Source organism: Methylocella silvestris (assembly GCF_002891535.1).
Classification (GTDB): domain Bacteria; phylum Pseudomonadota; class Alphaproteobacteria; order Rhizobiales; family Beijerinckiaceae; genus Methylocapsa; species Methylocapsa silvestris_A.
Genome location: NZ_PDZR01000005.1, coordinates 38,154 through 58,258, shown reverse-complemented (window position 1 = coordinate 58,258; position 20,105 = coordinate 38,154). Strand labels below are relative to the sequence as shown.

The following is a 20,105-nucleotide window of genomic DNA, read 5'->3' as shown; positions in this document are numbered from 1 at the left end:
GCCCGCTCGCGGCGGCGCAGGGCTATTGCTTTGGCGCGTAAACGTAAAGCAACGGGAGCAGCCGCCGAGGGGGCAGAACCGCTCAGATAAACCCTATTTCAAAAACACATAAATATCCGCCTCAAGCCCTGCGTCGTCGCTTTCGCGGGTCGGGGTCAGATATTCCTCGATGAAGAGGTTCTTGGAATCGAGGCCCTTCTCGTCGAGATAGGCGGTGATGAGATCGTAGGTTGAATCGATGTCGTCATAGGCGCCGCGATGCAAAAATTTGATTGCCTTGCCGGCCGGCGAGTCGCCAATCTTGACCCCCTCGGTCAGCTCGGTCTTGCCGTCTGGCTTCGACTCGATCGGAACCATCGCCTCGAAATGGAAGCTGGTGTCGTCGGTCGACAAAAACACCGCGAAGGGCGGGCCCGCTTGCTTCAGCCCGGCGGTTTTGACCGCCTGCTGCGCCTTGTCGAGCGCGGCGAGGATGGATTTGAACCCTTCCGCCCATTCCGCGTCGCCGACCAGCAGAGCGACGGGTTTTGACGTCACCTCGACCGTTTCGGCGGTGGCGTCGCCGGGGACGCCCGGAGCGCCGGGCGCAGCCTTCTGGTCCGGCTCGGGCACGGTCGCGTCAGGGGCTGCTGATTCGGGGGCGACGGGCGAGGCCTCAGGCGTTGCGGGGGGCGCGGCTTCAGTTGCGGGAGGCGTTGTCGTTGGCGCTTCGGCGGCGGCGGGCGCGGCAAAAAGGGCGAGGAAAGCAAGCGCAATCGCGGCGCGGGCGAGGCGGCGCGAAAACGAAGACGTCAGTTCTGCGAAGTCGCCAAATTTCATATGCCGCTCCAAAAGTCAGACTGTCGCCGCCGCGCCTTCTGCCCGGCGAAGAGCAGCGGCAAGAGGACTTATAAGGGGAGCTTATTGGATAAAGAACGCGCTAAAGCGACAAAACAATGGTTCCGCGCTCCTTATTTTCTTATATGAGGCAGAACGCCCACAGATGAAGCGCGCACATGAATCCCCTGGCCGACCGGCTCGCCGTCAAGATGAACGGCATAGGCAATGAGATCTTGATCCTCGATCTGCGCGGCGCCGGCGCCGGCGTCACGGGCGCGCAGGTGCGCGCAATTGCAAGGACGAAAGGTCTCGGCTTCGATCAGCTGATGGTCCTGGAAGACCCGCGCTCGGAGGGGACTAAAGCCTTTGTCACTATTTTCAACGCCGATGGGTCGCAATCCTCCGCCTGCGGCAATGGCACACGCTGCGTCGCCTGGGCCTTGCTGAAGGACGCCCGGGACGAAATCATCGTCGAGACGGCGGCGGGTCGCCTCGTCTGCCGCCGCGTCAGCGAGCAGGTTTTTTCGGTCGAGATGGGGCGCCCCCGGCTGAAGGCCGCCGAGATCCCGCTCGCCCGCGACTTTGCCGACACAAGCGCGATCGACCTTGCGTTCGGACCGGCGGACGCGCCGATCCTGAAAAATCCGGCGGTGGTCAACATGGGCAATCCGCACGCGATCTTCTTCGTCGACGATATCAGCGCCTATGATCTTGCCGCGATCGGCCCCGCGCTTGAACATGATGCGCTGTTTCCCGAGCGCGCCAATATTTCGCTGGCGCGCGTCGTCTCGCCCGAGCGCATCGAGCTGAAAGTCTGGGAGCGTGGCGTCGGCCTGACCCGCGCCTGCGGCTCGGCCGCCTGCGCGGCGCTGGTCGCCGCCGCGCGCCTTGGCCTTGCCGGCCGGCGCGCGACCGTCGCGTTGCCCGGCGGCGAATTGGATATTTTTTGGCGCGAGAGCGACGATATGGTCATCATGACCGGGCCGGTCGAATTCGAATTCGAGACCCGGCTCGACCCCGCGATTTTCGCGGACGTCGCCGCGTGAGCCAACCCCGCGAGATGGTTCGCGCCGTCGAGGTCGCAAGTTTCGGCTGCCGGCTCAATCTCGTCGAATCCGAAGCCATGCGTCGCGCCGCGGAATGTGCGGGCCGCGAAAATCTCGTCATCGTCAATACATGCGCCGTCACCGGCGAGGCGGTCCGTCAGGCGCGCCAGACGATCCGCCGCATCCGGCGCGAACGCCCGTCCGCCGAGATCGTCGTCACCGGCTGCGCCGCCGAGATCGATCCGTGGCAGTTTTCGCAAATGCCCGAGGTGTCGCGGGTTTTAGGCAATGCGCACAAGTCGGACGCCGCAGCCTGGGCTTCGCTTCAGCCGGCTCCGCCGCAGAGCATCATGGACGCCGCGGGTCCGCTGCACATCCCGGCCGAGGGCGTTGAGGACCACACCCGCGCTTTTCTGGCTGTCCAGACCGGCTGCGATCACCGCTGCACGTTCTGCATCATTCCCTTCGCGCGCGGACCGTCGCGCTCCTCTCCGGCCGAGGCGATCCTCGCCTCTGTGCGCCGTCTGACCGATCAGGGCTTTCGCGAGATCGTGCTGACCGGCGTCGATTTGACGTCTTACGGTCAGGATCTCGGCGACATCCGCCTCGGCGGCCTCGTCAAGGCGATCCTGAAAGCCGCTCCCGATCTCGAACGGCTGCGCCTCTCCTCGATCGACTGCATCGAGGCGGACGCCGATCTCTTCGCCGCTTTCGCCGAGGAGCCACGACTCGCGCCGCATCTGCATCTTTCGCTGCAGGCGGGCGATGACATGATCTTGAAGCGGATGAAGCGGCGCCATTTGCGCGCGGACGCCGTCCGCCTCTGCGCCGACCTCAAGCGCCTGCGCCCCGACATCGTCTTCGGCGCCGACCTCATCGCCGGCTTTCCGACAGAAACGGATGCGATGTTCGAAAATACCGCGCGCCTCATCGAAGATTGCGGCCTTGCCTATCTGCATGTCTTTCCGTTTTCGCCCCGGCCCGGGACGCCGGCGGCGAAGATGCCCGCTGTCGCCCCGGCGCTCGTCAAGCAGCGCGCCGGCCGCCTGCGTCTGGCCGGCGAGACGGCGCTGGCGCGCCATCATGCGACAAAAATCGGAGCAACCGTGCGCGTGCTGACAGAGCGCGGCGGTTTTGGCCGCGCCGCGGATTTTACGCTGGTGAAGACGGAAGGCGCGGCGCCGGCGCAGATGCTCGATATCCGCATCGCGCGCGATGACGGCAAATCGGTGTCGGGCGCCGTTTTGCCCGGCGGGCGGCCGGCGCGCGCCGAGGGCGCCTTCGCCGCGCTCGTTTGATAATTGCGCGTCTTCTTGCTGCTTAAGCCCATATTTCACGCATGATTTTCATCCGAAACGTCTACAAGCTTTCGGCTTCATGCTTTGGCGTCGCCGGGGGTCGCATTGCCTAGTCTGTTTCGCTTTCTCATCGTGCTCGCGCTCATCGCAGGCGTCATTTTTGGCGGCATGCTGGCGCTGGTCGCTTTCATTCACCCGGAGCCGCGCGAGATCAGCCAGACCATTGCGCCGCAGCGCCTCAACAAATGACGCGGAGCTTTTGCTGCGCAATTATCTTTTCCTGAACCGATCCGGGGGCAAGCTCGCGCTGCTGAAGCGGCCATGAGGAGAGAGCGGGCATGCAGACTGGAAGCGTTTCCTCGCCCCTGATCGCGGCTTTCCTCGACATGGTCGCAGCCGAGCGGGGCGGCGCCAGGAACACGCTCGAAGCCTATGCGCGCGACCTTGCCGATTATGCCGGCCGGCTCAAAGCGGCCAAAAAATCGCCGATCGAAGCGACCGGCGACGATATCGGCGCCTATATCGCCTCTCTCGAAAAACGCGGCCTGAAGCCGGCCTCAAGCGCGCGGAAGCTCTCGGCGATCCGCCAGCTGCACCGCTTCCTTGTGGCCGAGGGCCATCGCCCCGACGATCCGGCGGCGATCATCGAAGGCCCGCGGCGCGGCCGCGGCCTGCCAAAAACGCTGTCGATCGCCGAAGTCGACCAGCTGCTGTCGGTCTCGAAAGAGGGCCTTGACGCTGCCGCACGCTCCCCCGGCGAGCAGTTGCGGGCGTTGCGCACGGCCTGCCTCATCGAACTTCTCTATGCGACCGGGTTGCGCGTCTCCGAGCTTGTCTCGCTGCCGAAATCGATCGCGCGCGGGAAGGATCCCCTGATCCCGATCCGCGGCAAGGGCGGACGCGACAGGTTGGCGCCGATCTCGACGAAGGCGCGTCAGGCGATCGTGGCCTATCGCGCCCTGTTGGACAGGCTCATGCCCGGGGCGGCCTCCGGCCCGTGGCTGTTTCCGGCCGACAGCGAGAGCGGTCATCTGACGCGCCAGGCTTTTGCCCGCGATCTCAAGACGGCGGCGGCGGCGGCGGGTCTCGCTGCGGCCCGCGTCAGCCCGCATGTGCTGCGCCACGCCTTCGCGAGCCATCTTTTGCAAAATGGCGCGGACCTTCGCGTCGTGCAGGAGCTGCTGGGACACGCCGATATTTCGACGACGCAGATCTATACCCATGTGCTCGACGAGCGGATGAAAGCCATGGTCCGCGACCTGCACCCGCTCGGCGATCCGTAAAACCTACCTCCCCATCGCCGCGGCGAGCGCCGCGTAAATGCGCGGGTCCGCCGATTGCGCCACATTGAAGCGCATAAAGTTGCCGGCCGATTGCGAGACGCTGAAGACATTGCCCGGCGCGAGCACGATGTTTTCGGCGAGCGCCCGCTGCGCGACGCCAGCCGCCTCAAGTCCGTCCGGCAGGCGGCACCAAAGAAACATGCCGGCCCGCGGCAGAATCCATGGCGTAACGCCAAGGGCGGCGAGGCGCGCGCTCGTCTCGCCCATCGCGCGGGAGAGGCGCTCGCGCAGGCTGTCGATATGCTTGCGATAGGTTCCGTCCTTGAGAACGCCAAGAACAAGCTCCGCCGAAAGGGCGCCGCCGGCGAAAGCGGTCGAGATTTTGAGATCGATCAGCCCCTCGATCCAGTCACGCCGCGCAGCAATGAAGCCGCAGCGTCCCGCCGCGGAGAGCGTTTTTGAGAAACTGCCGATATGAACGACGCGATTGAGGCCGTCGAAAGCGGCGAGGCGCGGCGCCGGCTCATGCTCGAAATCAGCGAAAATGTCGTCTTCCAGGATCGTCAGTCCCGACTGCTCCGCGAGCTTCAGCAGACGGTGCGCGGTTACGGGCGACAGCGTCGCGCCGGTTGGATTATGCAGCGCCGAATTGGTGAGGTAGAGGCGCGGCCGGTGCTCTGCCAGCGCTGCGGCGAACAGCGCGACGTCCGGACCTGTCGGCGTGAATGGGACGCTGACCACCTTCGCCCGGTGCGCCCGCAGCAGCGCGCGGAAGTTGAAATAGCAGGGGTCGTCGACCAGCACGGCGTCGCCCGGTTCGATCAGGAAGCGGCAGAGAAGATCAATCGCCTGCGTGCCCGATTCCGTCAGCATGATCTGGTCGGGCGCCGCCTCGACGCCATGCTCTGACATGCGACGGGACAGGAGCTGACGCAGCGGCAAGAGCCCCAGGGGAGGGGCATAATCGGCCAAAGCCGAATCATCCGCCCGGGCCAGCGCCCTCAGACCGCGGCGCATCGCGCCCTCAGGCATCCACGAGGGGGGAAGCCAGCCGCAGCCGGGCTTCAAGAACGAATCGTCCGTCTCGAGCGATTGCCGCGAAACCCATAAAGGGTCGATGGCGCGGTCGAGCCGCGGACTCAACTCCGAGAGCGACAAGGGCGCCGTCCGGCCGCCGACATAAAAGCCGGAGCCGCGCCGGGACTGGATCAGCCCTTCGGCGGCGAGCCGGTCATAGGCTTCGACCACGGTCGATTTGGACACGCCCGTCGTTTCGGCAAAGCGGCGGATCGAGGGCAGCTTCGCCCCGGGCGCGAGCATGCGTCCGGCGATCTTTTGCCGAACGGACTCCATCACCCGCGTCACCAGCCTTCGGTCACCCGCGAAATCGGCCTGATCGTCCATGTGTACTGCCGCCATCTCCATTACAGTTTGGCAAAAGTGTAATGGTCTGTCCCTGTAAAATCCAGAGGGCCCCGCGTAAATCTCGTCAGGTGGAGGCGAGACGATGGACAAGAGTTTACGCGGATGGGCCAATGGGTTCATCGGCGTTCTGATTTTCAGCGGGTCGCTGCCCGCGACGCGCGCGGCTGTCGCCGATTTCGATCCTCTGTTTCTGACCGCCGCGCGCGCGTCGATCGCGGGCCTTCTGGCGACCGCCCTCTTGCTCGCATTGCGGCAGAAGCGCCCTGAGCGTCGCGACATGGCCTCTCTTGGCATCGTGGCGCTCGGCGTCGTTGTCGGCTTCCCGCTTTTGTCGGCGCTGGCGCTCAAGCAGGTCACCTCGGCGCATTCCGTCGTGTTCGTCGGCCTGCTGCCTTTGGCGACGGCGATCTTCGCGGTGGCGCGCGGCGGCGAGCGCCCGCGGTGGGCGTTTTGGCTGTTTTCCTGTGCCGGCAGCGCTCTCATCGCCGGCTTTGCGCTGACGCAGGGCGGGGACGTGTCGCCGATCGGCGATCTGTTGATGCTCGCGGCCGTGGTTGCTGGCGGGCTTGGCTACGCCGAAGGCGCGACGCTGTCGCGGCGGCTCGGCGGCTGGCAGGTGATCTGCTGGGCGCTGGCCTTGTCGCTGCCCGTCACGGCGGCGCTCACGCTTTACATCGCGCCGCCCTCATTTTCGGAGGCGGGGCCGTCCGCCTGGATCGGCCTCTTCTATGTGTCCTTGTTCAGCATGCTGATCGGCTTCGCCTTCTGGTATCGGGGGCTGGCGCAGGGAGGCATTGCCGCTGTCGCGCAATTGCAATTGCTGCAGCCCTTCTTCGCTATGGCGCTGGCCGCGGCGCTTCTGCATGAAAGCGTGAGCTGGCCGATGATCGTCGTCACCGGCGCCGTCGGCCTCTGCGTCGCCGGCGCCAGACATTTCGCAAGATAGCGGGCTATTCCGCCGGCGCGGACAGCGGCGCATCCTTGCCGAGCGCGCGCACGGAGGCTCCGCCCGGACGGAATGTCAGGTACCAGGGTAAAGCGATGAACAACAGCCCGCCGGCAAGATTGCCAAGCGTGACAGGGATCTGGTTCCACAGCCACCAGTCGCTGAAGCTGACCTTCGCGCCGAGCATCATGCCGGCCGGGATCACGAACATATTGACGACGGCGTGCTCGAAGCCCTGTCCGAAGAAAATAAAGATCGGCAGCCACGCGCCGAACAATTTGCCGGCGGTCGAGGTCGACATCATCGACATGGTGACGCCAAGGCAGACCATCCAGTTGCACAGCATGCCTTTGACGAAGCTCGACAGCAGGCCGGCGGCGCCGAAGGGCTCATAGCCGACGGTTTTCAGAGTCGCGATGTCGATGATTTTCTGCGCGACGCCGGCCGGCGGGACGTTCCAGGCATTGGTCAGCGCAATGACGAGCAAGAAGGCGTAGAGGACGCTACCGATCAGATTACCGATAAAGCCCCAGGTCCAGTTGCGGCCAGCCTCCGCCCAGCTGCAGCCTCCGCTGAGCGCCGAAACGCCAAGAATGGCGAAATTGCCGGTGCAGAGTTCGAGCCCGAGGGCGACGATCATCACAAAGCCGACCGGAAAAACGATCGCGCCCGCGAAGGGCACTCCGGTCTGCACGGCGCCGGTAATTGCGAGGCTGGTTGCGATGCCGAGCAGGGCGCCCGCCATCATGCCGCGAATGAGCATATCGGGAATCGAGAGCCGGGCGCGCTGCGCTCCCGAGTCGGCCATGGCCCGAGCCATGTCGGCTGGTTTGACGTAATCCATTGCAAGCCTCCGGTTTGGGAGGAATTTTTGCAAGAGACGCGCCATCAGCGCTCTGACGCCTGCGCTGCAGGGAATTTCACGGCCATTTTTGGCAAGAAGTCTCGGCGAGGCCGGGCCGCCGCTCTACAGCCTGACACAGTGCAACAATTTCAATCAGGACTTGCGTCAAATTCTGGCGGCGAAGGCGGCGCGTCTCGTCGATGCGCCGCCCGAGATCGGAAGGGTCAGTGGACGAGATCGGCCGGCAGCTTGCCGCCGTTTTCGGCAAGCTTGGCGAGCACCTGCTTGATGAGCCACACATTCATCGTCGCGGTGTCGTCGGTGCTGCCCGAATAATGCAGTTCCGAGGCGAGCTCCTTACGGGCGGTGAGGCTGCTGTCGAGGTCGAGGGTTTTCAGAAGATCGACGATCGAATGGCGCCAGTCGAGTTTTTGCCCCTGTTTGGCGACGAGCCCGTCAAGAATCGATGCGACGTCGACGTCCTTGAGAGCGGTCGGCGCGGGCGCTGCTCCGCCCGCCGCGGGCGCAGCGGCGGTGGTCGTCGCGCCTGGAGTCGGCGCCGCCGGAGCTCCGCCCGCCGGCGGGGTCGCGGGGGCCGCCTCGGCCTTGGAGTGGCCAAATAATTTGGAGATGATATTGCCGAAGATGCTCATGATTCATTTTCCTTGGACGGTGTCGAAGCGGGAAAAGGAGAGCGAGGAGAAATGACAATCCCGGTCGCGCGCAGTTAGTTGAACGCGCGAGAAGCGCTGTCGGCTGCGGCGGCCGGCCGATTTTGACGGCGAAGCGGCTCGCTTTCGGCGCCGGAGTTCCCGACAGATGAGTGGTAGTAAGGGAAAGGGCCGCCGTCCAGTTTTGTTTTATGACATGGCGGCGGCGTCGGGTCCGGCCTGTCCGGGGACGAAAATCTGCGGCGGGCGCGCCGTCTGCGCGCCCTCGATCCAGCTGCGCAGGAAGGCCGTCGACCAGCGCGAGATGGCCCTGTCGTGCCGAAGCCAGCCCTCAAGATGGCGATGCAGTGGTCGCGCGCCGGGGAAATTCAGCCGTTCGCGCGAGCGCGCCGACCAGCGGCAGATCATCGGCAGGGTGACTTCCGGATGGAACTGGAAGCCGAACGCCTCCGGCCCATAACGGAAAGCCTGCGCTTCGAAATCCTGACCGCTCGCCAGGAGGGTTGCCCCGCTCGGCAGATCGAATCCCTCGCGGTGCCACTGATAGACCCTGTCCGGGAAGGGGCGGTCGCAAAGCTCATGGCCATGTTCGGTCGGATCGATCGGATAATAGCCGACCTCGACCCGCCCTTGGGGATGCGGGCAGACGCGATGGCCAAGATGGCGCGCCAGCATCTGCGCGCCGAGACAAATGCCGAGAAACGGCTTGCCCTCCTTCAGAGGCACGCCGATCCAGTCGATCTCGCGGCAGATCCAGTCTTCGTCGTCATTGGCGCTCATCGGGCCGCCGAAGACGACGACCCCGGCATGGTCGGCGAGCGTCTTGGGCAGCGGGTCGTCAAAGCGGGGGCGCCGGATGTCGAGACGGTAGCCGAGGTCGCACAGGATGCGGCCTATCCGGCCTGGGCTCGAACAGTGCTGATGCAGGATGACAAGCACCCGTGGGTCTGATTTCTCTGCTACGGCCATCGCTCACATAAAGGGATCGACTGAATTAACGGCGTTGATGCTGCATTTGCGAAATCAACGACAGGATCATGTGCTTTGGCGCGAAGGGCAAGGCCCATGCGCCCAATTTGTTGAATCCGCCCGGTATAATTTCCCGCCGCCCCGCCATAAGGCCCTTATAGCCGGCTTCAGCCACCTCGATCGAACTCGTCGCCGGCATCTTGTCGAGCCTGATCTCTGGGCCGAATTTGGCGCGGGCCTGAAAGCCGGTCGGCGTTACGCCGGGGCAAAGCGCCGACACGACCACGCCCTCACTGAGCAATTCCTGCGCCAGACCCAGGGAAAACGACAGGACATAGGCCTTTGAAGCGTAATAGATCGCCATGCCGGGGCCGCCCGGAAAATAGGAAACGACGGAAGCGACGTTGAGAATTTTTCCGCGCGCGGCGCGGATATCGGGCAGAAAGCGAATGGTAAGCTGCGTCAACACGCGAATATTAAGGTCGATAACGCCCAATTGTTCGGCTTCGCCAAGTTCGCCGACATCGCCGCTGAGCCCATAGCCGGCATTGTTGACGAGAACTTCTACGCGCGCGCCGCTTTCCTTCAGGGCGGCCTCGATGGCGTCCGCGGCCTGCGGGCCGGAAAGGTCGAGCGCCAGCCGGAGCGGCCGCCGCCCAGTCGCGCCCTCGATCTCATCGGCGAGCGCTGCAAGCTTGTCGTCGCTACGCGCGACAAGCATGAGATCATGGCCGTTGCGCGCGAAAACCCGCGCAAGGTCGGCGCCGATGCCGCCGGAGGCGCCTGTGATCAGCGCCACGCGCCGGCCGTCCACAGATGCTTGCATCCATTCGCCCTTCGTCGGCGCGCTCTCAGCGCTGCCTGGGCAAAGGCTACATCGAAGTTGGTAAACGGGGAATTAACTATTCCGCGACTTGGCTGGGTCGCTATTGGCCGGATCGGAGTCGCCGGACTTCCCGGCAGCCGTCTCTGCGGCGACTTGCTGGCGCAAAAGCACGCGATCGCGCGAGGAGACCCCCAGTAATTCGGCGACGCGCCAGATGGTATTATCCTCGAATTCGTGAATTTCGCCGTCGGCGCAAGCGATCTCCCACATCATTTCGACGATGCGCCGGCGTCCGTCCTCATCGAGCGCGCGTTTGAGGACGCTGGTGAACTGATAGAAGTCGACGGCGTCGCGATCGCTTTCCTCGGCGCGGTGGATCAATTCCAGGGTCGCCGCCGCATCGAGGCCGAAACGCTGCGCCAGCGTGTCCCGCAGCCTTTGTCGCTCGGCGGCGTCGGTTTCGCCATCAGCCGCGGCGACATGCACCAGCAGCGCTGCGGCGGCGAGACGATAATCATCGTCGCCATAGGATCGGCCAGCCGCGCCGCCGCCGCCAAGCTCGGTGAGAAAGGCCTTCAGTGCATCGAGCAAGTTTTGCTCCGCTCATGCGCCGCCAGGCGCGCAAAATGAATCAGCGTAGCAGCAGGCAGCCGCGATAGCCTTCCGGCTGGTGATAGGCGCCGTAGGACGCCTCGACCCACGCGCGGCATTGCCGGCTCGTCGGAAAGCACACATGCTCGTCGCGCCAATCGACGATGGTTCGTCCCTGCGCGTCGATATAGGGCTTGCCGCCCGAAAAATGCCCATAATAGACCGAGGGCCAGGGCAGGGTTTCGGCCGTCGCCAGGGTCGGAACCCAGAAGGGCTGGCCGATCGAGCAAGCGACGCCGCCTTGCGGCTCTGCGAAATCCGCCGCCGCAGCCGGCGAGGCGAGGCCGGCCGAAGCTGCGAGGGCGCATAGGGCGAGCGCCGCGCGCAACCTGCCAGTAAATGCCCCGATCATGATGGACGCCTTTCCGTTGCGCGTCAGCCGTAGCCCGTAAAATTGCTCCGAGCTTTGCCCGGAACATGGCGCGATCGCAAGCTTTTCGCGAGTCAGCGCGGCAAGCCAGGCCGTGGCGACCGAAGAAAATTTCCCCTTGTTGCAGAAAGACACTAGATGAAGGCTTGAACGGAGCCCACCGCGCCGCGAGCCGGCGCCGCCATCTGGATCTGCAATGAAATTCACGCTTTCCTGGCTCAAGGATCATCTTGAGACCGACGCCTCCCTGACCGAGATCGTCGACGCCTTGACCCGCATCGGGCTTGAGGTCGAGCATGTCGAGGATCCCGCCGCCGCGCTGCATGATTTCAAGATCGCCCGAATCGTCGAAGCGAAGCCGCATCCGAACGCCGACCGGCTGCAGGTCTGCCTCGTCGAGACCGGTGGCGAGGGGCTCGTGCAGGTCGTCTGCGGCGCGCCGAACGCCAGAGCCGGCTTGAAGACGGTGTTCGCGCCTCCGGGCGCCGTCATTCCGGCAAAGCAGATCACCCTGAGCAAAGGCGTCATCCGTGGCGTCGAATCAAATGGCATGCTCTGCTCGGGCGCCGAGCTTGGCCTCAGCGGCGATCATGACGGCATTCTCGAATTGCCGGAGGCGGCGCCGGTCGGACTCCAGTTCGCGCCCTGGGCCGGCCTTGCCGATCCGGTGATCGAGTTCAACCTTCTGCCGAACCGGCCTGACGCGATGGGGGTCGAGGGCGTGGCGCGCGATCTCGCCGCCGCTGGTCTTGGCCGCTTCAAAGGGCGGAAAATCACGCCGGTTCCAGCAAGCCTTTCTGTGGCCTTCGCCGCGCGCATCGATCTCGCGGCCGGCGATTCCCATCTCGCCCCAGCCTTCGCCCTGCGCCTCATCCGCGGCGTCCGCAACGGCGAAAGCCCGGACTGGCTGCGCAAACGGCTGACGGCGATCGGGCTGCGGCCGATCAACGCCCTTGTCGACATCACCAATTATCTGAGTTTCGACCGCGCCCGGCCACTCCATGTGTTCGACGCAGCCAAGGTCAAGGGCGATCTCGTCGTGCGCCGCGCGCGCGCCGGCGAGAGCCTCAACGCGCTCGACGGGCGCGTCTATGCGCTTGACGAGGAGATGATCGTGATCGCCGACGATCGCGGACCGCAATCGCTGGCCGGAATCATGGGCGGCGCGGACACCGGCTGCGACGAAGCGACGACCGAGGTCCTGATCGAGGCGGCGCTCTGGCATCCGGCCAATATCGCCCGCACCGGCCGCCGGCTCGGGATCAATTCGGATGCGCGCTACCGCTTCGAGCGCAGCGTCGATCCGGCTTTCCTTCTGCCGGGGCTGGAGCTCGCCACGGCCCTGACGCTCGAATTCTGCGGCGGCGCGGCCTCGGACATTGCCCTTGCCGGCAAGATACCGGAGCGCGACCATCGCATCGTGTTTTTCCAGGGCGAGGTCACGCGGCTGACCGGGCTCGATCTGCCGCCGTCGGAAATCACCGGCATTCTGGAGCATCTTGGCTTCGAACTCGTCTATTCGCCGGGCAATAGCGATCGATTTGTCGTCAAGGTCCCGTCGTTTCGTCCCGACATCGAGGGGCCGGCCGACCTCGTCGAGGAGGTGATCCGCATTGCCGGCCTCGACCGGGTGGCCTCGCGCCCCTTCGCGCGGGAAAGCGCCGGCGCGCCCGCGCCGAAGCTGACGCCGCTGCAGCGGCGGGTGCGGACGGCAAAGCGCGCGCTCGCGGCGGCGGGGCTAGTCGAGGCCGTCACCTGGTCGTTCATTTCCCACGCGCGCGCCGAGGCGTTCGGCGGCGGCGCGGCCGAATTGTCGCTGGCCAATCCGATCGCCGCCGAACTCTCCGACATGCGCCCGAGCCTTTTGCCTGGTCTGATCGCGTCCGCGCAGCGCAACGCCGATCGCGGCCATGGCGACGTCGCCCTGTTCGAGGTTGGGCAGATCTTTTTCGGCGAGGAAGAAGGCGATCAGAAAATCGCAGCCGCGGCGCTGCGGCAAGGTTTGGCCAAGACTTCGGGAGCCGGCCGCAACTGGCTGACCGGCGCGCAGCCGGCCGATGTTTTCGACGTCAAGGCGGACGCGCTGGCGCTGCTCACCGCCCTCGGCGTCCCCACGAGCGGGTTGCAAATTGTCCCCGGCGGGCCGGATTGGCTACATCCGGGTCGCTCCGCGACGCTGCAATTCGGGCCGAAGACGAAAATAGGCTATTTCGGCGAAATTCATCCGCGCGCTCTCGCCGCGATGGGCGCCGACGGGCCTTTGGTCTGCTTTGAAGTCGTTTTGAATGACATACCGGTGACAAAATCTAAGCCGACAAAGACCAAGCCGAGGCTTGAACTCTTCGAGCTTATGCCTTTGCAGCGCGATTTCGCCTTCGTCGTCGACCGGTCCGTCCTTGCGGGCGAACTCGTCAAGGCCGCGCTTGCGGCGGACAAGGCGCTGATCGTCAAGGCCGAGGTTTTCGACGTCTATGAGGGACCGGGGGTCGCCGAGGGCAAGAAATCCGTCGCGATCTCGGTGACCCTGCAACCGCGCGACAGAACGCTGACCGAGTCGGACATCGACGCCGTCGCGGCAAAGATCGTCGCCGAGGCGTCGCAGCGGGCAGGCGCGAGCTTGAGAGGATGAGAAGGTGAAGCGTCTAGCGACGATAGCATTTGCGGCCCTGATCGGGGCTTTCGGCCTCGCCGGGTCAACCGCCGCACGGGCGGAATCGATCGCCGATTGCGAGAAGATTCAAGCCGCCGACGCCTATAATCAATGCCTCGCCCGGTTCGGGCCGACCCCGCGCAGCCATATTTCGTCGGCGAAGGACTTTGGCGGCGACGGCGATCCCTCCGCGACAGCGGATGTGAAGGACCCAGACACTGCCGAGTCCGTCGCCCCGCGGCAATCGCGGCACGCCTCGCGCGGGCGCTCTCACGCTCACTCCGCCTCGCGGCATTCCGGTCATCGCCACTACGGCCATTACCGGCACGGCCACGGCAGTGCGCAGGCGGCCAACAGAGGCGGGCAGAAACGGCTGGCGTTCAACGTCGTCTCCGGCCGCCACGCGCGCTGAAGCGGCGGCGGCGCTTCATGGATTGAATCACGAAAAAGGGGCCTTGCGGGGCCCCTTTTGCTAACAATCCCTGTCCGCTCCGCCCTTTGGGTCAGGCGGGCAGCGCCGACTTGGCCTTCTCGACGATCGCCTTGAACGCCTCGGGCTGGGTGATGGCGAGGTCGGACAAAACCTTGCGGTCGACCTCGACCCCGGCCTTGGCGAGCCCGTCGATGAAGCGCGAATAGGTGAGGCCCAATTCACGCACGGCGGCGTTGAGGCGCTGGATCCAGAGCGCGCGAAACACGCGCTTCTTGGCGCGGCGGTCGCGCGTCGCATATTGCATGGAGCGATCGACGGCCGCCTTGGCGGCGCGGATCGTATTCTTGCGGCGGCCGTAAAAGCCTTTTGCCGCTTCGAGGGTTTTCTTGTGCTTGGCGTGTGAAGTTACACCGCGTTTGACTCGCGCCATGGATGATCTCCGGGCTGGCTAATTCTAGGGTTCAAAAGGACCTGTATGAGGACGGCCGGGTTCAGCCGTTCGGCAGAAAATATTTGATGATATTGTCGCCGTCGCTTTTGAACATCACGGATGTGCCGCGCAGATTACGGATCTGCTTGTTGGTCCGCTTGATCATGCCATGCCGTTTGCCGGCCTGCGCATAAAGCACTTTGCCGGTGCCGGTGATCTTGAAGCGCTTCTTTGCGCCTGACTTCGTCTTCAGTTTGGGCATTTTGCTCGTCTCCGCGGGCATTGCAGCCCTTATTTGATTGATGGAGTGGGCGAGGCCCACTCTCGTTCGTTTCCGAACGAGCGAACGAACCGCCACGGCAGCCCTGGTAGCCGGTCGGTTCGAAAGGCCGCTTTATAAAGAAAGCCGCGGCGAAAGCAATGGGCGCCCCGCCAAATCTGCGGCGGCGGGAAGCCGGTCATACGACCGCCGCCCGCCTCCGCCACAGTTATCGTAAGAGGAGCGATACGCCAGGAGCAGGCCAAATCCTGCGCCGGACCCGCTGCGGCGCGAAATCGCCGGCCTGTTCATCAGCAAGCGAGACAACATGCCCCACTCGCCGGTATTCAGCGTTCGGCGATGAGGGTCTGAAAAGACGCGAGAGCGCGTCAGGCCGGCGGAGCGGGCTTACTTGAGATGCTGCGCGAGATATTTGTTCATCTCGAACATCGTCACCTTGTCGCGGCCGAACACAGCCTTGAGCTTGTCGTCGGCGAGGATCTCGCGCTTGTTCGCTTCATTCTGAAGCTTGTGCTTCTTGATATATTCCCAGACCTTGCTGACCACTTCGGTGCGCGGCAGCGGCGCCGATCCCACCACCTCGGCCAGTTCCTTCGAGGGCTGCAGCGGCTTGGCGAAAGCGCTGCCCGAAGCGGCCTTGGGGGCGCTCTTTGCGGCGCTCTTGGCCGGGGCGGCGCTTTTTGCCGGAGCGGCTTTCTTGCTTGAACTCGTCATTCCGTCGACCTTCCATCAATAGCAGCGGGGGCGCTTCTTTTCACGAGCGTTCCTGCGCAGCAAGCTGAATCAGTTTTTCTCTCGCATTCTCGACTGACGGAACCCCAACCATTGTCCTCCGTCAAGCGAGGAACCGAAGTTTTGTGACGCCGGCGCCGCGCAGAGGCGCCGTCTCTTTGCGCGTGTTGGCGGAGCGCCAGCTGCTAGCGGCTTTTATCTAAAGCGGTTTCGCTTCATTTTGGGTCTTGTCCAATGTGCGCCGCGACCGGCGCCGAAGCAGGCTCCGTATCCCGCGAGGGCGAAACTCGTTGGGGAAAAGCACGGCTCCCTCGCACCGACCGAGGTGATTCGCAAAAGGGGTCAGTAGACGCATTGTTCGAAAGCCGGATCGACGCTGCCGGCCCAACGCGTCTTGAACGCCTCGATCAGGCGCTCCGCCTCGGTCCGCTCTTCAACGATATGCTCGAGCGGGTCGAGAAAACACGCTTCCGTGCGCCCCTTGGCGTCGAGATGATTGCGCCGTTCGAGGCCGGCCCGCGCCAGCGCCAGCGTCTCGCGGGCGATATCGCGCAGCGGGCGGCCCTTGATGCTGGCCTCGAGGCCTAGGCGGGGCGTGTCGGCGCGCAGCCGCTCGCGATCCTCCTGCGTCCAGGATTTGATCATTTCGCAAGCCTGATCGAGCGAGGCCTGATCGTAAAGCAGCCCGGAAAAAAGCGCCGGAAGAGCGGTCAGCATCGGCCGCGGGCCGGCGTCGGCGCCGCGCATTTCGAGGTAGCGCTTCAGCCGCACCTCGGGAAAGATCGTCGACACATGGTTCGCCCAGTCCGACAAGGTCGCGCGCTCGCCGGGGCAGGCGGCCAGCCGTCCGGCGAGAAGATCGCGAAAACTTGAACCCGCGACGTCGATATAGGTCTCGCCGCGCTTCACGAAATACATCGGGACGTCGAGCGCATAATCGGCATAGCGCTCAAAGCCCATGCCCGGCTCGAAGGCGAAGGGCAGCATGCCCGTGCGCGCCGCGTCGGTGTCGCGCCAGATCTCGGACCTTGCCGAGAGAAAGCCATTCAGCTTGCCGTCGGTGAAGGGGGAATTGGCGAACAGCGCAGTCGCGACCGGCTGCAGCGCCAGCGAAACCCGCAGCTTCTTCACCATGTCGGCCTCGCTCGAAAAATCGAGATTGGCCTGAACCGTCGCCGTGCGGAACATCATGTCGAGGCCGCGGCCGCCGACCTTCGGCATATAGCGGCGCATGATCGCATAGCGCTGCTTTGGCATCAGGGGAATTTCGTCGAGCCGCCATTTCGGATTCATGCCGAGAGCCAGAAACCGCATGCCGAGAGGGGCCGCGACGCTTTTCAAAGCCGAAAAATGGCGGTCGAGTTCGGCGTCGGTTTCATGGATCGTGGCGAGCGGGGCGCCGGACAGTTCGAACTGTCCGCCGGGCTCGAGGGAGATCGCCCCGCCGCCGCGCTCGTCGAGGAGACCAATGATGTTTTCGCCGTCGCAGATTTCGCTCCAGCCCTGCTTGTCGCGCATCCCGAGCAGCAGCGCGCGAACGCCGCCGAGGCCCTCTTCCGGCTTGCCCTGATAGGGCGCCGCCGAATGGCAAAGCTCGTAGAACGGAATTTTTTCATGCTCGGTGCCGATGGCGAAGCGCTCCGCCGGCTTGGAGCCCGCCTCAAACCATTCGACGAGTTCGCGTTGCGACGTGACAAGCGTTGAATCGGAGACGTCGCGCGCCATAAATGCATAAATCCGGTTAAGCGAAGGGCAATTCATGGCCCCGGGCTGCGAGCCCTAAGCGCGCATTGGCGAAGCTTCATAAGCGGGCGCGCCCCGCAGCGCAACGGCGCGCGCCGCGCCCAGCCGCGGCGAGACATCCGGCGCCTCCGGCTCAAGGCCGATTGCGCGAGCGCGGCGCGCGAAGAAACCGCTCAAGCCGCGGCCGGCGATCAATTCGCGTGAAAGCTCAGGACGGCTTCTTGTTGGTGAAAATCGAGCTGATCTCGTCCTGGAGGTTGCTCGCCTGGGTGGTCGGCGCTGCTGGCGTTCCGGGCTGCAGCATTTTGGTGAGGGCTTCGAGCGCCGCCTGGATCGTCGCCGGATCGAAGCCGCCCGGCGCGGCGTTTGGCGGCGCGCCCGCGGGGGCGGATCCGGTCTGGGACGGCGCTGCGGCTTGCTGCCCGAAGAACCCGCTAAGGATCGTGCCGAACATGCCGGCCAGGCCGCCCATTCCGGCGGCGGCGCCGGCGTTCGCAGCGCTTTGGTCCGCTTGTGGATTGGCGTGAATGCCGCCCGCACCCGCGCCTTGCGGCGTGGTCTGGCTCTGGGCGCCGCCAAGCAGACTGCCGAGGATGGAGCCGAGGCCGCCCTGGCTCGCGGCGTTGGCGAGCTGCCCGAACAATCCGCCAAGGCCCTGATTAGCGAGGCTCTTGCTCAAGCCGCCCATCACCATCGAGGCGATCACCGGCAGCATCTGCTGGATCAGCGCCGGCGGCAGACCGGCGAAGGCGGCCGCATTTTGCGCGACTTCTGTGCGCTGCTGCGGCGAGCCAAACAATTGCGTCAGCACCTCGGAGCCCTTTTGCATCGTCTCGCCCGAGAGAGCCGCGCTGGGGTTCGCGAAGGCGGCCATGTGCTGCGTGTCGCCGAGCGCGCCGAGGATCGAGGAAAAGGCGGCAGGCTGTGCCGACTGCTTCAGAAAGGCGGCCGACATATCCGGCATCAACGCCTTGACGGCGGCGTCGGCCTGCTCCGGCGAAATATTGAACTGTTTCGCCAGATTGTCCACGGCCTGGCCGCCCTGGGCGTTCTGCAGGATCTCATAGAGATTGAACATGGGAGTTCCTATCTGCCGGAGCGAAACAAAGAGCCGCTAAACGCCGCTTTCTCGTCTCCCGAGCCTGGCGGTTACGAAATATGCCATGACGACGGCTAATACGCCAAACAGGGCGGCGCCGGCAATGAGCCCGAGATAGCCGCCCTTCGGCCCGAACTGAGCCGCCCCAAGGGTCACGAAGGGGACCGTGCCGACGGTCGCGCGTCCCCAGTTGAACACCGTCGACAGGATTGGAAAGCCGAGATTGTTGAAAGAGGCGTTGGCGACGAAAATGCCGCCGAGGAAAAACCATAGGCCGCCGCAGTAAAAGCAGAAAAAACGCAGGAGGTCGGCGGTCTCGCCCTTCGCCGCGAACAGCTTGATGAGCAGAGGGGCTGCCTGCGTCAGGGCCGCCGCCACGACGAGCACGTAAAGCGCGGCGAAGCCGAAGCTGCCGTTCAAGATCTGCCGCAGCCGGTCGTAAAGCTGCGCCCCGAGGTTTTGGCCAAGGATCGGACCGACCGAGCCCGATAGAGCAAAAAGAACCCCGAAGGCGACCGGCGAGACCCGGTCCATGATCGCGACCGCCGCGATGACCGGCGCGCCGAATTTGGAAAAAACGCTCATCGCATAGGCGTTGGCGACGGGAGCTGCGATATTGGTAAGGATCGCGGGAACGGCGATGGCCATCAAAATCCCGGCGTCGGCGAGCGCCGCCCTCATGCGGGGTCGGGCGACGAGATCATGACGCCCGACTGCGCCGCTGAGGCCGACGAGGACAAAGGCGATGCGCGAGAGCACGGTGACGATCGCCGCGCCCTCGACGCCAAGGCCGAGGCCGAAGATGAAAATCGGATCGAGGATGGCCGTAACCACGGCGCCCGATAAAGTGACATACATTGCGCGCCGCGCGTCCCCGACCGCGCGCAGGATGGCGGCGAGCGCCATGCCAAGGCCAAGGCCGACTGTCGCCGGCAGAGTCAGCATCAGATAGGCGGAGCCGACATCGAGGGCCGGCCCGCTCGCGCCGAGGAAGGCGAGGATATCGCGCCGGAACGCCATGCCGACGAGCCCGACGAGCGCCGAGACGGCGGCGACATGAACGAGCCCCGATGCGGCGAGGCAGCGGGCCCGCGCGCGCTGGCCGGCGCCGATCGCGCGCGACACGAGGGCGCCGATCGCGATCGCAAGGCCGATATTGACCGAGACGGAAAAGAACAGCACCTGCGTCGCGAAGCCGACCGCAGCGGTGAGATTTGGATCCTGAAGGCGCGACACATAAAGCAGCGACAGGAAATCGACGACAAAGATCGACATCAGGCCGACCGAGCCCGCGCCGGTCATGACAAGCACATGGCGCAGCGTCGAGCCTTCGGTGAAGATCGCGCTTCCGGCGGCGGCTTTCGAGCTCAAACCTGCGTCATTCCCTTATGCGCTGCGTGCGATCCCGTCTGACGCGCGCCGCGCGCGCTTGCGCCGGGACGACCCCCGCGCCACTCTATCGCCGCTCCTGCCGTCCGTCGCAAGGCGCAAGGCGCAAGGCGTTTGGGAAGGGGCGGGCGTAACGATTGGGGACGTTCAGCGCCCGTCACGCGCGCGCAGCGAAGCGCGCTGTATCATCGCCGTGATTTT

Annotated in this window: 21 protein-coding genes; 7 read left to right on the top strand and 14 right to left on the bottom strand. The window is 64.9% G+C overall.

All coding sequences use genetic code 11. The annotated features are described in order from the left end of the window. Nucleotides 1–93 precede the first annotated feature (93 nt). Nucleotides 94–819: a GyrI-like domain-containing protein gene (locus CR492_RS06805; protein ID WP_102842994.1), complete on the bottom strand. Its 726-nt coding sequence runs from the start codon at nt 817–819 to the stop codon at nt 94–96. A 176-nt stretch (nt 820–995) separates the two neighbouring features. Between CR492_RS06805 and dapF the strand changes: the two genes are divergently transcribed. The 4 genes from dapF (at nt 996) to CR492_RS06785 (ending at nt 4,446) form a co-directional block, all read left to right on the top strand. Continuing rightward, nucleotides 996–1,865, top strand: coding sequence for a diaminopimelate epimerase (dapF, locus tag CR492_RS06800; RefSeq protein WP_102842993.1), 870 nt, complete (start codon nt 996–998; stop codon nt 1,863–1,865). Nucleotides 1,866–1,879: 14 nt separating this feature from the next. Beyond that, nucleotides 1,880–3,163 (top strand): tRNA (N(6)-L-threonylcarbamoyladenosine(37)-C(2))-methylthiotransferase MtaB, encoded by a 1,284-nt coding sequence (mtaB, locus tag CR492_RS06795; RefSeq protein ID WP_102842992.1) that lies wholly within the window; start codon nt 1,880–1,882, stop codon nt 3,161–3,163. 105 nt (nt 3,164–3,268) lie between these two features. Then, nucleotides 3,269–3,412, top strand: a complete 144-nt coding sequence (locus CR492_RS06790; RefSeq protein WP_102842991.1) for a histidine kinase — start codon at nt 3,269–3,271, stop codon at nt 3,410–3,412. Nucleotides 3,413–3,501: 89 nt separating this feature from the next. After that, on the top strand, nt 3,502–4,446 hold the full coding sequence (locus CR492_RS06785) for a site-specific tyrosine recombinase XerD (protein WP_102842990.1): 945 nt from the start codon (nt 3,502–3,504) through the stop codon (nt 4,444–4,446). Between the two features lie 3 nt (nt 4,447–4,449). On the opposite strand, the gene CR492_RS06780 is transcribed toward CR492_RS06785, so the two are convergent. Then, a complete protein-coding gene (locus CR492_RS06780; protein ID WP_102842989.1) occupies nt 4,450–5,850 on the bottom strand; it encodes a PLP-dependent aminotransferase family protein in 1,401 nt (466 codons plus the stop codon). Between the two features lie 103 nt (nt 5,851–5,953). On the opposite strand from CR492_RS06780, the gene CR492_RS06775 reads away from it, so the two are divergent. Next, nucleotides 5,954–6,817 carry a DMT family transporter gene (locus tag CR492_RS06775; RefSeq protein ID WP_102842988.1) on the top strand — a complete coding sequence of 288 codons (864 nt, stop codon included), beginning with the start codon at nt 5,954–5,956 and terminating at the stop codon, nt 6,815–6,817. A 4-nt stretch (nt 6,818–6,821) separates the two neighbouring features. On the opposite strand, the gene CR492_RS06770 is transcribed toward CR492_RS06775, so the two are convergent. The 6 genes from CR492_RS06770 to CR492_RS06745 form a co-directional block, all read right to left on the bottom strand. Next, nucleotides 6,822–7,661 carry a formate/nitrite transporter family protein gene (locus CR492_RS06770; protein WP_102843076.1) on the bottom strand — a complete coding sequence of 280 codons (840 nt, stop codon included), beginning with the start codon at nt 7,659–7,661 and terminating at the stop codon, nt 6,822–6,824. Nucleotides 7,662–7,885: 224 nt separating this feature from the next. Further along, on the bottom strand, nt 7,886–8,314 hold the full coding sequence (locus tag CR492_RS06765) for a DUF3597 domain-containing protein (RefSeq protein ID WP_102842987.1): 429 nt from the start codon (nt 8,312–8,314) through the stop codon (nt 7,886–7,888). A 207-nt stretch (nt 8,315–8,521) separates the two neighbouring features. Then, complete coding sequence (locus CR492_RS06760) at nt 8,522–9,301, bottom strand: glutamine amidotransferase (RefSeq protein ID WP_102842986.1); 780 nt, start codon at nt 9,299–9,301, stop codon at nt 8,522–8,524. Between the two features lie 25 nt (nt 9,302–9,326). Beyond that, complete coding sequence (locus CR492_RS06755; RefSeq protein WP_102842985.1) at nt 9,327–10,127, bottom strand: SDR family NAD(P)-dependent oxidoreductase; 801 nt, start codon at nt 10,125–10,127, stop codon at nt 9,327–9,329. 72 nt (nt 10,128–10,199) lie between these two features. Further along, nucleotides 10,200–10,718 (bottom strand): TerB family tellurite resistance protein, encoded by a 519-nt coding sequence (locus CR492_RS06750; protein ID WP_102842984.1) that lies wholly within the window; start codon nt 10,716–10,718, stop codon nt 10,200–10,202. Between the two features lie 40 nt (nt 10,719–10,758). Beyond that, nucleotides 10,759–11,130, bottom strand: coding sequence for a hypothetical protein (locus CR492_RS06745; RefSeq protein WP_146030191.1), 372 nt, complete (start codon nt 11,128–11,130; stop codon nt 10,759–10,761). A 214-nt stretch (nt 11,131–11,344) separates the two neighbouring features. Between CR492_RS06745 and pheT the strand changes: the two genes are divergently transcribed. After that, nucleotides 11,345–13,777, top strand: a complete 2,433-nt coding sequence (pheT, locus tag CR492_RS06740) for a phenylalanine--tRNA ligase subunit beta (protein ID WP_102842982.1) — start codon at nt 11,345–11,347, stop codon at nt 13,775–13,777. A 4-nt stretch (nt 13,778–13,781) separates the two neighbouring features. Further along, on the top strand, nt 13,782–14,210 hold the full coding sequence (locus CR492_RS06735; RefSeq protein WP_102842981.1) for a hypothetical protein: 429 nt from the start codon (nt 13,782–13,784) through the stop codon (nt 14,208–14,210). 91 nt (nt 14,211–14,301) lie between these two features. Here the strand turns inward: CR492_RS06735 and rplT are convergent, their stop codons facing one another. From rplT to CR492_RS06705, 6 genes are all read right to left on the bottom strand, one after another. Next, nucleotides 14,302–14,661: a 50S ribosomal protein L20 gene (rplT, locus tag CR492_RS06730; protein WP_102842980.1), complete on the bottom strand. Its 360-nt coding sequence runs from the start codon at nt 14,659–14,661 to the stop codon at nt 14,302–14,304. A gap of 61 nt (nt 14,662–14,722) precedes the next feature. Beyond that, on the bottom strand, nt 14,723–14,923 hold the full coding sequence (gene rpmI, locus CR492_RS06725; RefSeq protein WP_012590850.1) for a 50S ribosomal protein L35: 201 nt from the start codon (nt 14,921–14,923) through the stop codon (nt 14,723–14,725). Between the two features lie 405 nt (nt 14,924–15,328). Beyond that, complete coding sequence (locus CR492_RS06720) at nt 15,329–15,655, bottom strand: SWIB/MDM2 domain-containing protein (RefSeq protein WP_102842979.1); 327 nt, start codon at nt 15,653–15,655, stop codon at nt 15,329–15,331. A 360-nt stretch (nt 15,656–16,015) separates the two neighbouring features. After that, nucleotides 16,016–17,398 carry a glutamate--cysteine ligase gene (locus tag CR492_RS06715; RefSeq protein WP_102843075.1) on the bottom strand — a complete coding sequence of 461 codons (1,383 nt, stop codon included), beginning with the start codon at nt 17,396–17,398 and terminating at the stop codon, nt 16,016–16,018. 226 nt (nt 17,399–17,624) lie between these two features. Beyond that, on the bottom strand, nt 17,625–18,494 hold the full coding sequence (locus CR492_RS06710) for a DUF937 domain-containing protein (protein WP_102842978.1): 870 nt from the start codon (nt 18,492–18,494) through the stop codon (nt 17,625–17,627). A 36-nt stretch (nt 18,495–18,530) separates the two neighbouring features. Further along, entirely contained in the window at nt 18,531–19,886 is a 1,356-nt protein-coding gene (locus CR492_RS06705) for an MATE family efflux transporter (RefSeq protein ID WP_102842977.1), read from the bottom strand. Nucleotides 19,887–20,105: the final 219 nt, after the last annotated feature.

Excerpts from the sequence above, each read along its gene's own strand:
- CR492_RS06805 (WP_102842994.1), bottom strand. The coding sequence starts at position 819 with ATGAAATTTGGCGACTTCGCAGAACTGACGTCTTCGTTTTCGCGCCGC.
- dapF (WP_102842993.1), top strand. The coding sequence starts at position 996 with ATGAATCCCCTGGCCGACCGGCTCGCCGTCAAGATGAACGGCATAGGC.
- mtaB (WP_102842992.1), top strand. The coding sequence starts at position 1,880 with ATGGTTCGCGCCGTCGAGGTCGCAAGTTTCGGCTGCCGGCTCAATCTC.
- CR492_RS06785 (WP_102842990.1), top strand. The coding sequence starts at position 3,502 with ATGCAGACTGGAAGCGTTTCCTCGCCCCTGATCGCGGCTTTCCTCGAC.
- CR492_RS06780 (WP_102842989.1), bottom strand. The coding sequence starts at position 5,850 with ATGGACGATCAGGCCGATTTCGCGGGTGACCGAAGGCTGGTGACGCGG.
- CR492_RS06775 (WP_102842988.1), top strand. The coding sequence starts at position 5,954 with ATGGACAAGAGTTTACGCGGATGGGCCAATGGGTTCATCGGCGTTCTG.
- CR492_RS06770 (WP_102843076.1), bottom strand. The coding sequence starts at position 7,661 with ATGGATTACGTCAAACCAGCCGACATGGCTCGGGCCATGGCCGACTCG.
- CR492_RS06765 (WP_102842987.1), bottom strand. The coding sequence starts at position 8,314 with ATGAGCATCTTCGGCAATATCATCTCCAAATTATTTGGCCACTCCAAG.
- CR492_RS06760 (WP_102842986.1), bottom strand. The coding sequence starts at position 9,301 with ATGGCCGTAGCAGAGAAATCAGACCCACGGGTGCTTGTCATCCTGCAT.
- CR492_RS06755 (WP_102842985.1), bottom strand. The coding sequence starts at position 10,127 with ATGCAAGCATCTGTGGACGGCCGGCGCGTGGCGCTGATCACAGGCGCC.
- CR492_RS06745 (WP_146030191.1), bottom strand. The coding sequence starts at position 11,130 with ATGATCGGGGCATTTACTGGCAGGTTGCGCGCGGCGCTCGCCCTATGC.
- pheT (WP_102842982.1), top strand. The coding sequence starts at position 11,345 with ATGAAATTCACGCTTTCCTGGCTCAAGGATCATCTTGAGACCGACGCC.
- rplT (WP_102842980.1), bottom strand. The coding sequence starts at position 14,661 with ATGGCGCGAGTCAAACGCGGTGTAACTTCACACGCCAAGCACAAGAAA.
- rpmI (WP_012590850.1), bottom strand. The coding sequence starts at position 14,923 with ATGCCCAAACTGAAGACGAAGTCAGGCGCAAAGAAGCGCTTCAAGATC.
- CR492_RS06720 (WP_102842979.1), bottom strand. The coding sequence starts at position 15,655 with ATGACGAGTTCAAGCAAGAAAGCCGCTCCGGCAAAAAGCGCCGCCCCG.
- CR492_RS06715 (WP_102843075.1), bottom strand. The coding sequence starts at position 17,398 with ATGGCGCGCGACGTCTCCGATTCAACGCTTGTCACGTCGCAACGCGAA.
- CR492_RS06710 (WP_102842978.1), bottom strand. The coding sequence starts at position 18,494 with ATGTTCAATCTCTATGAGATCCTGCAGAACGCCCAGGGCGGCCAGGCC.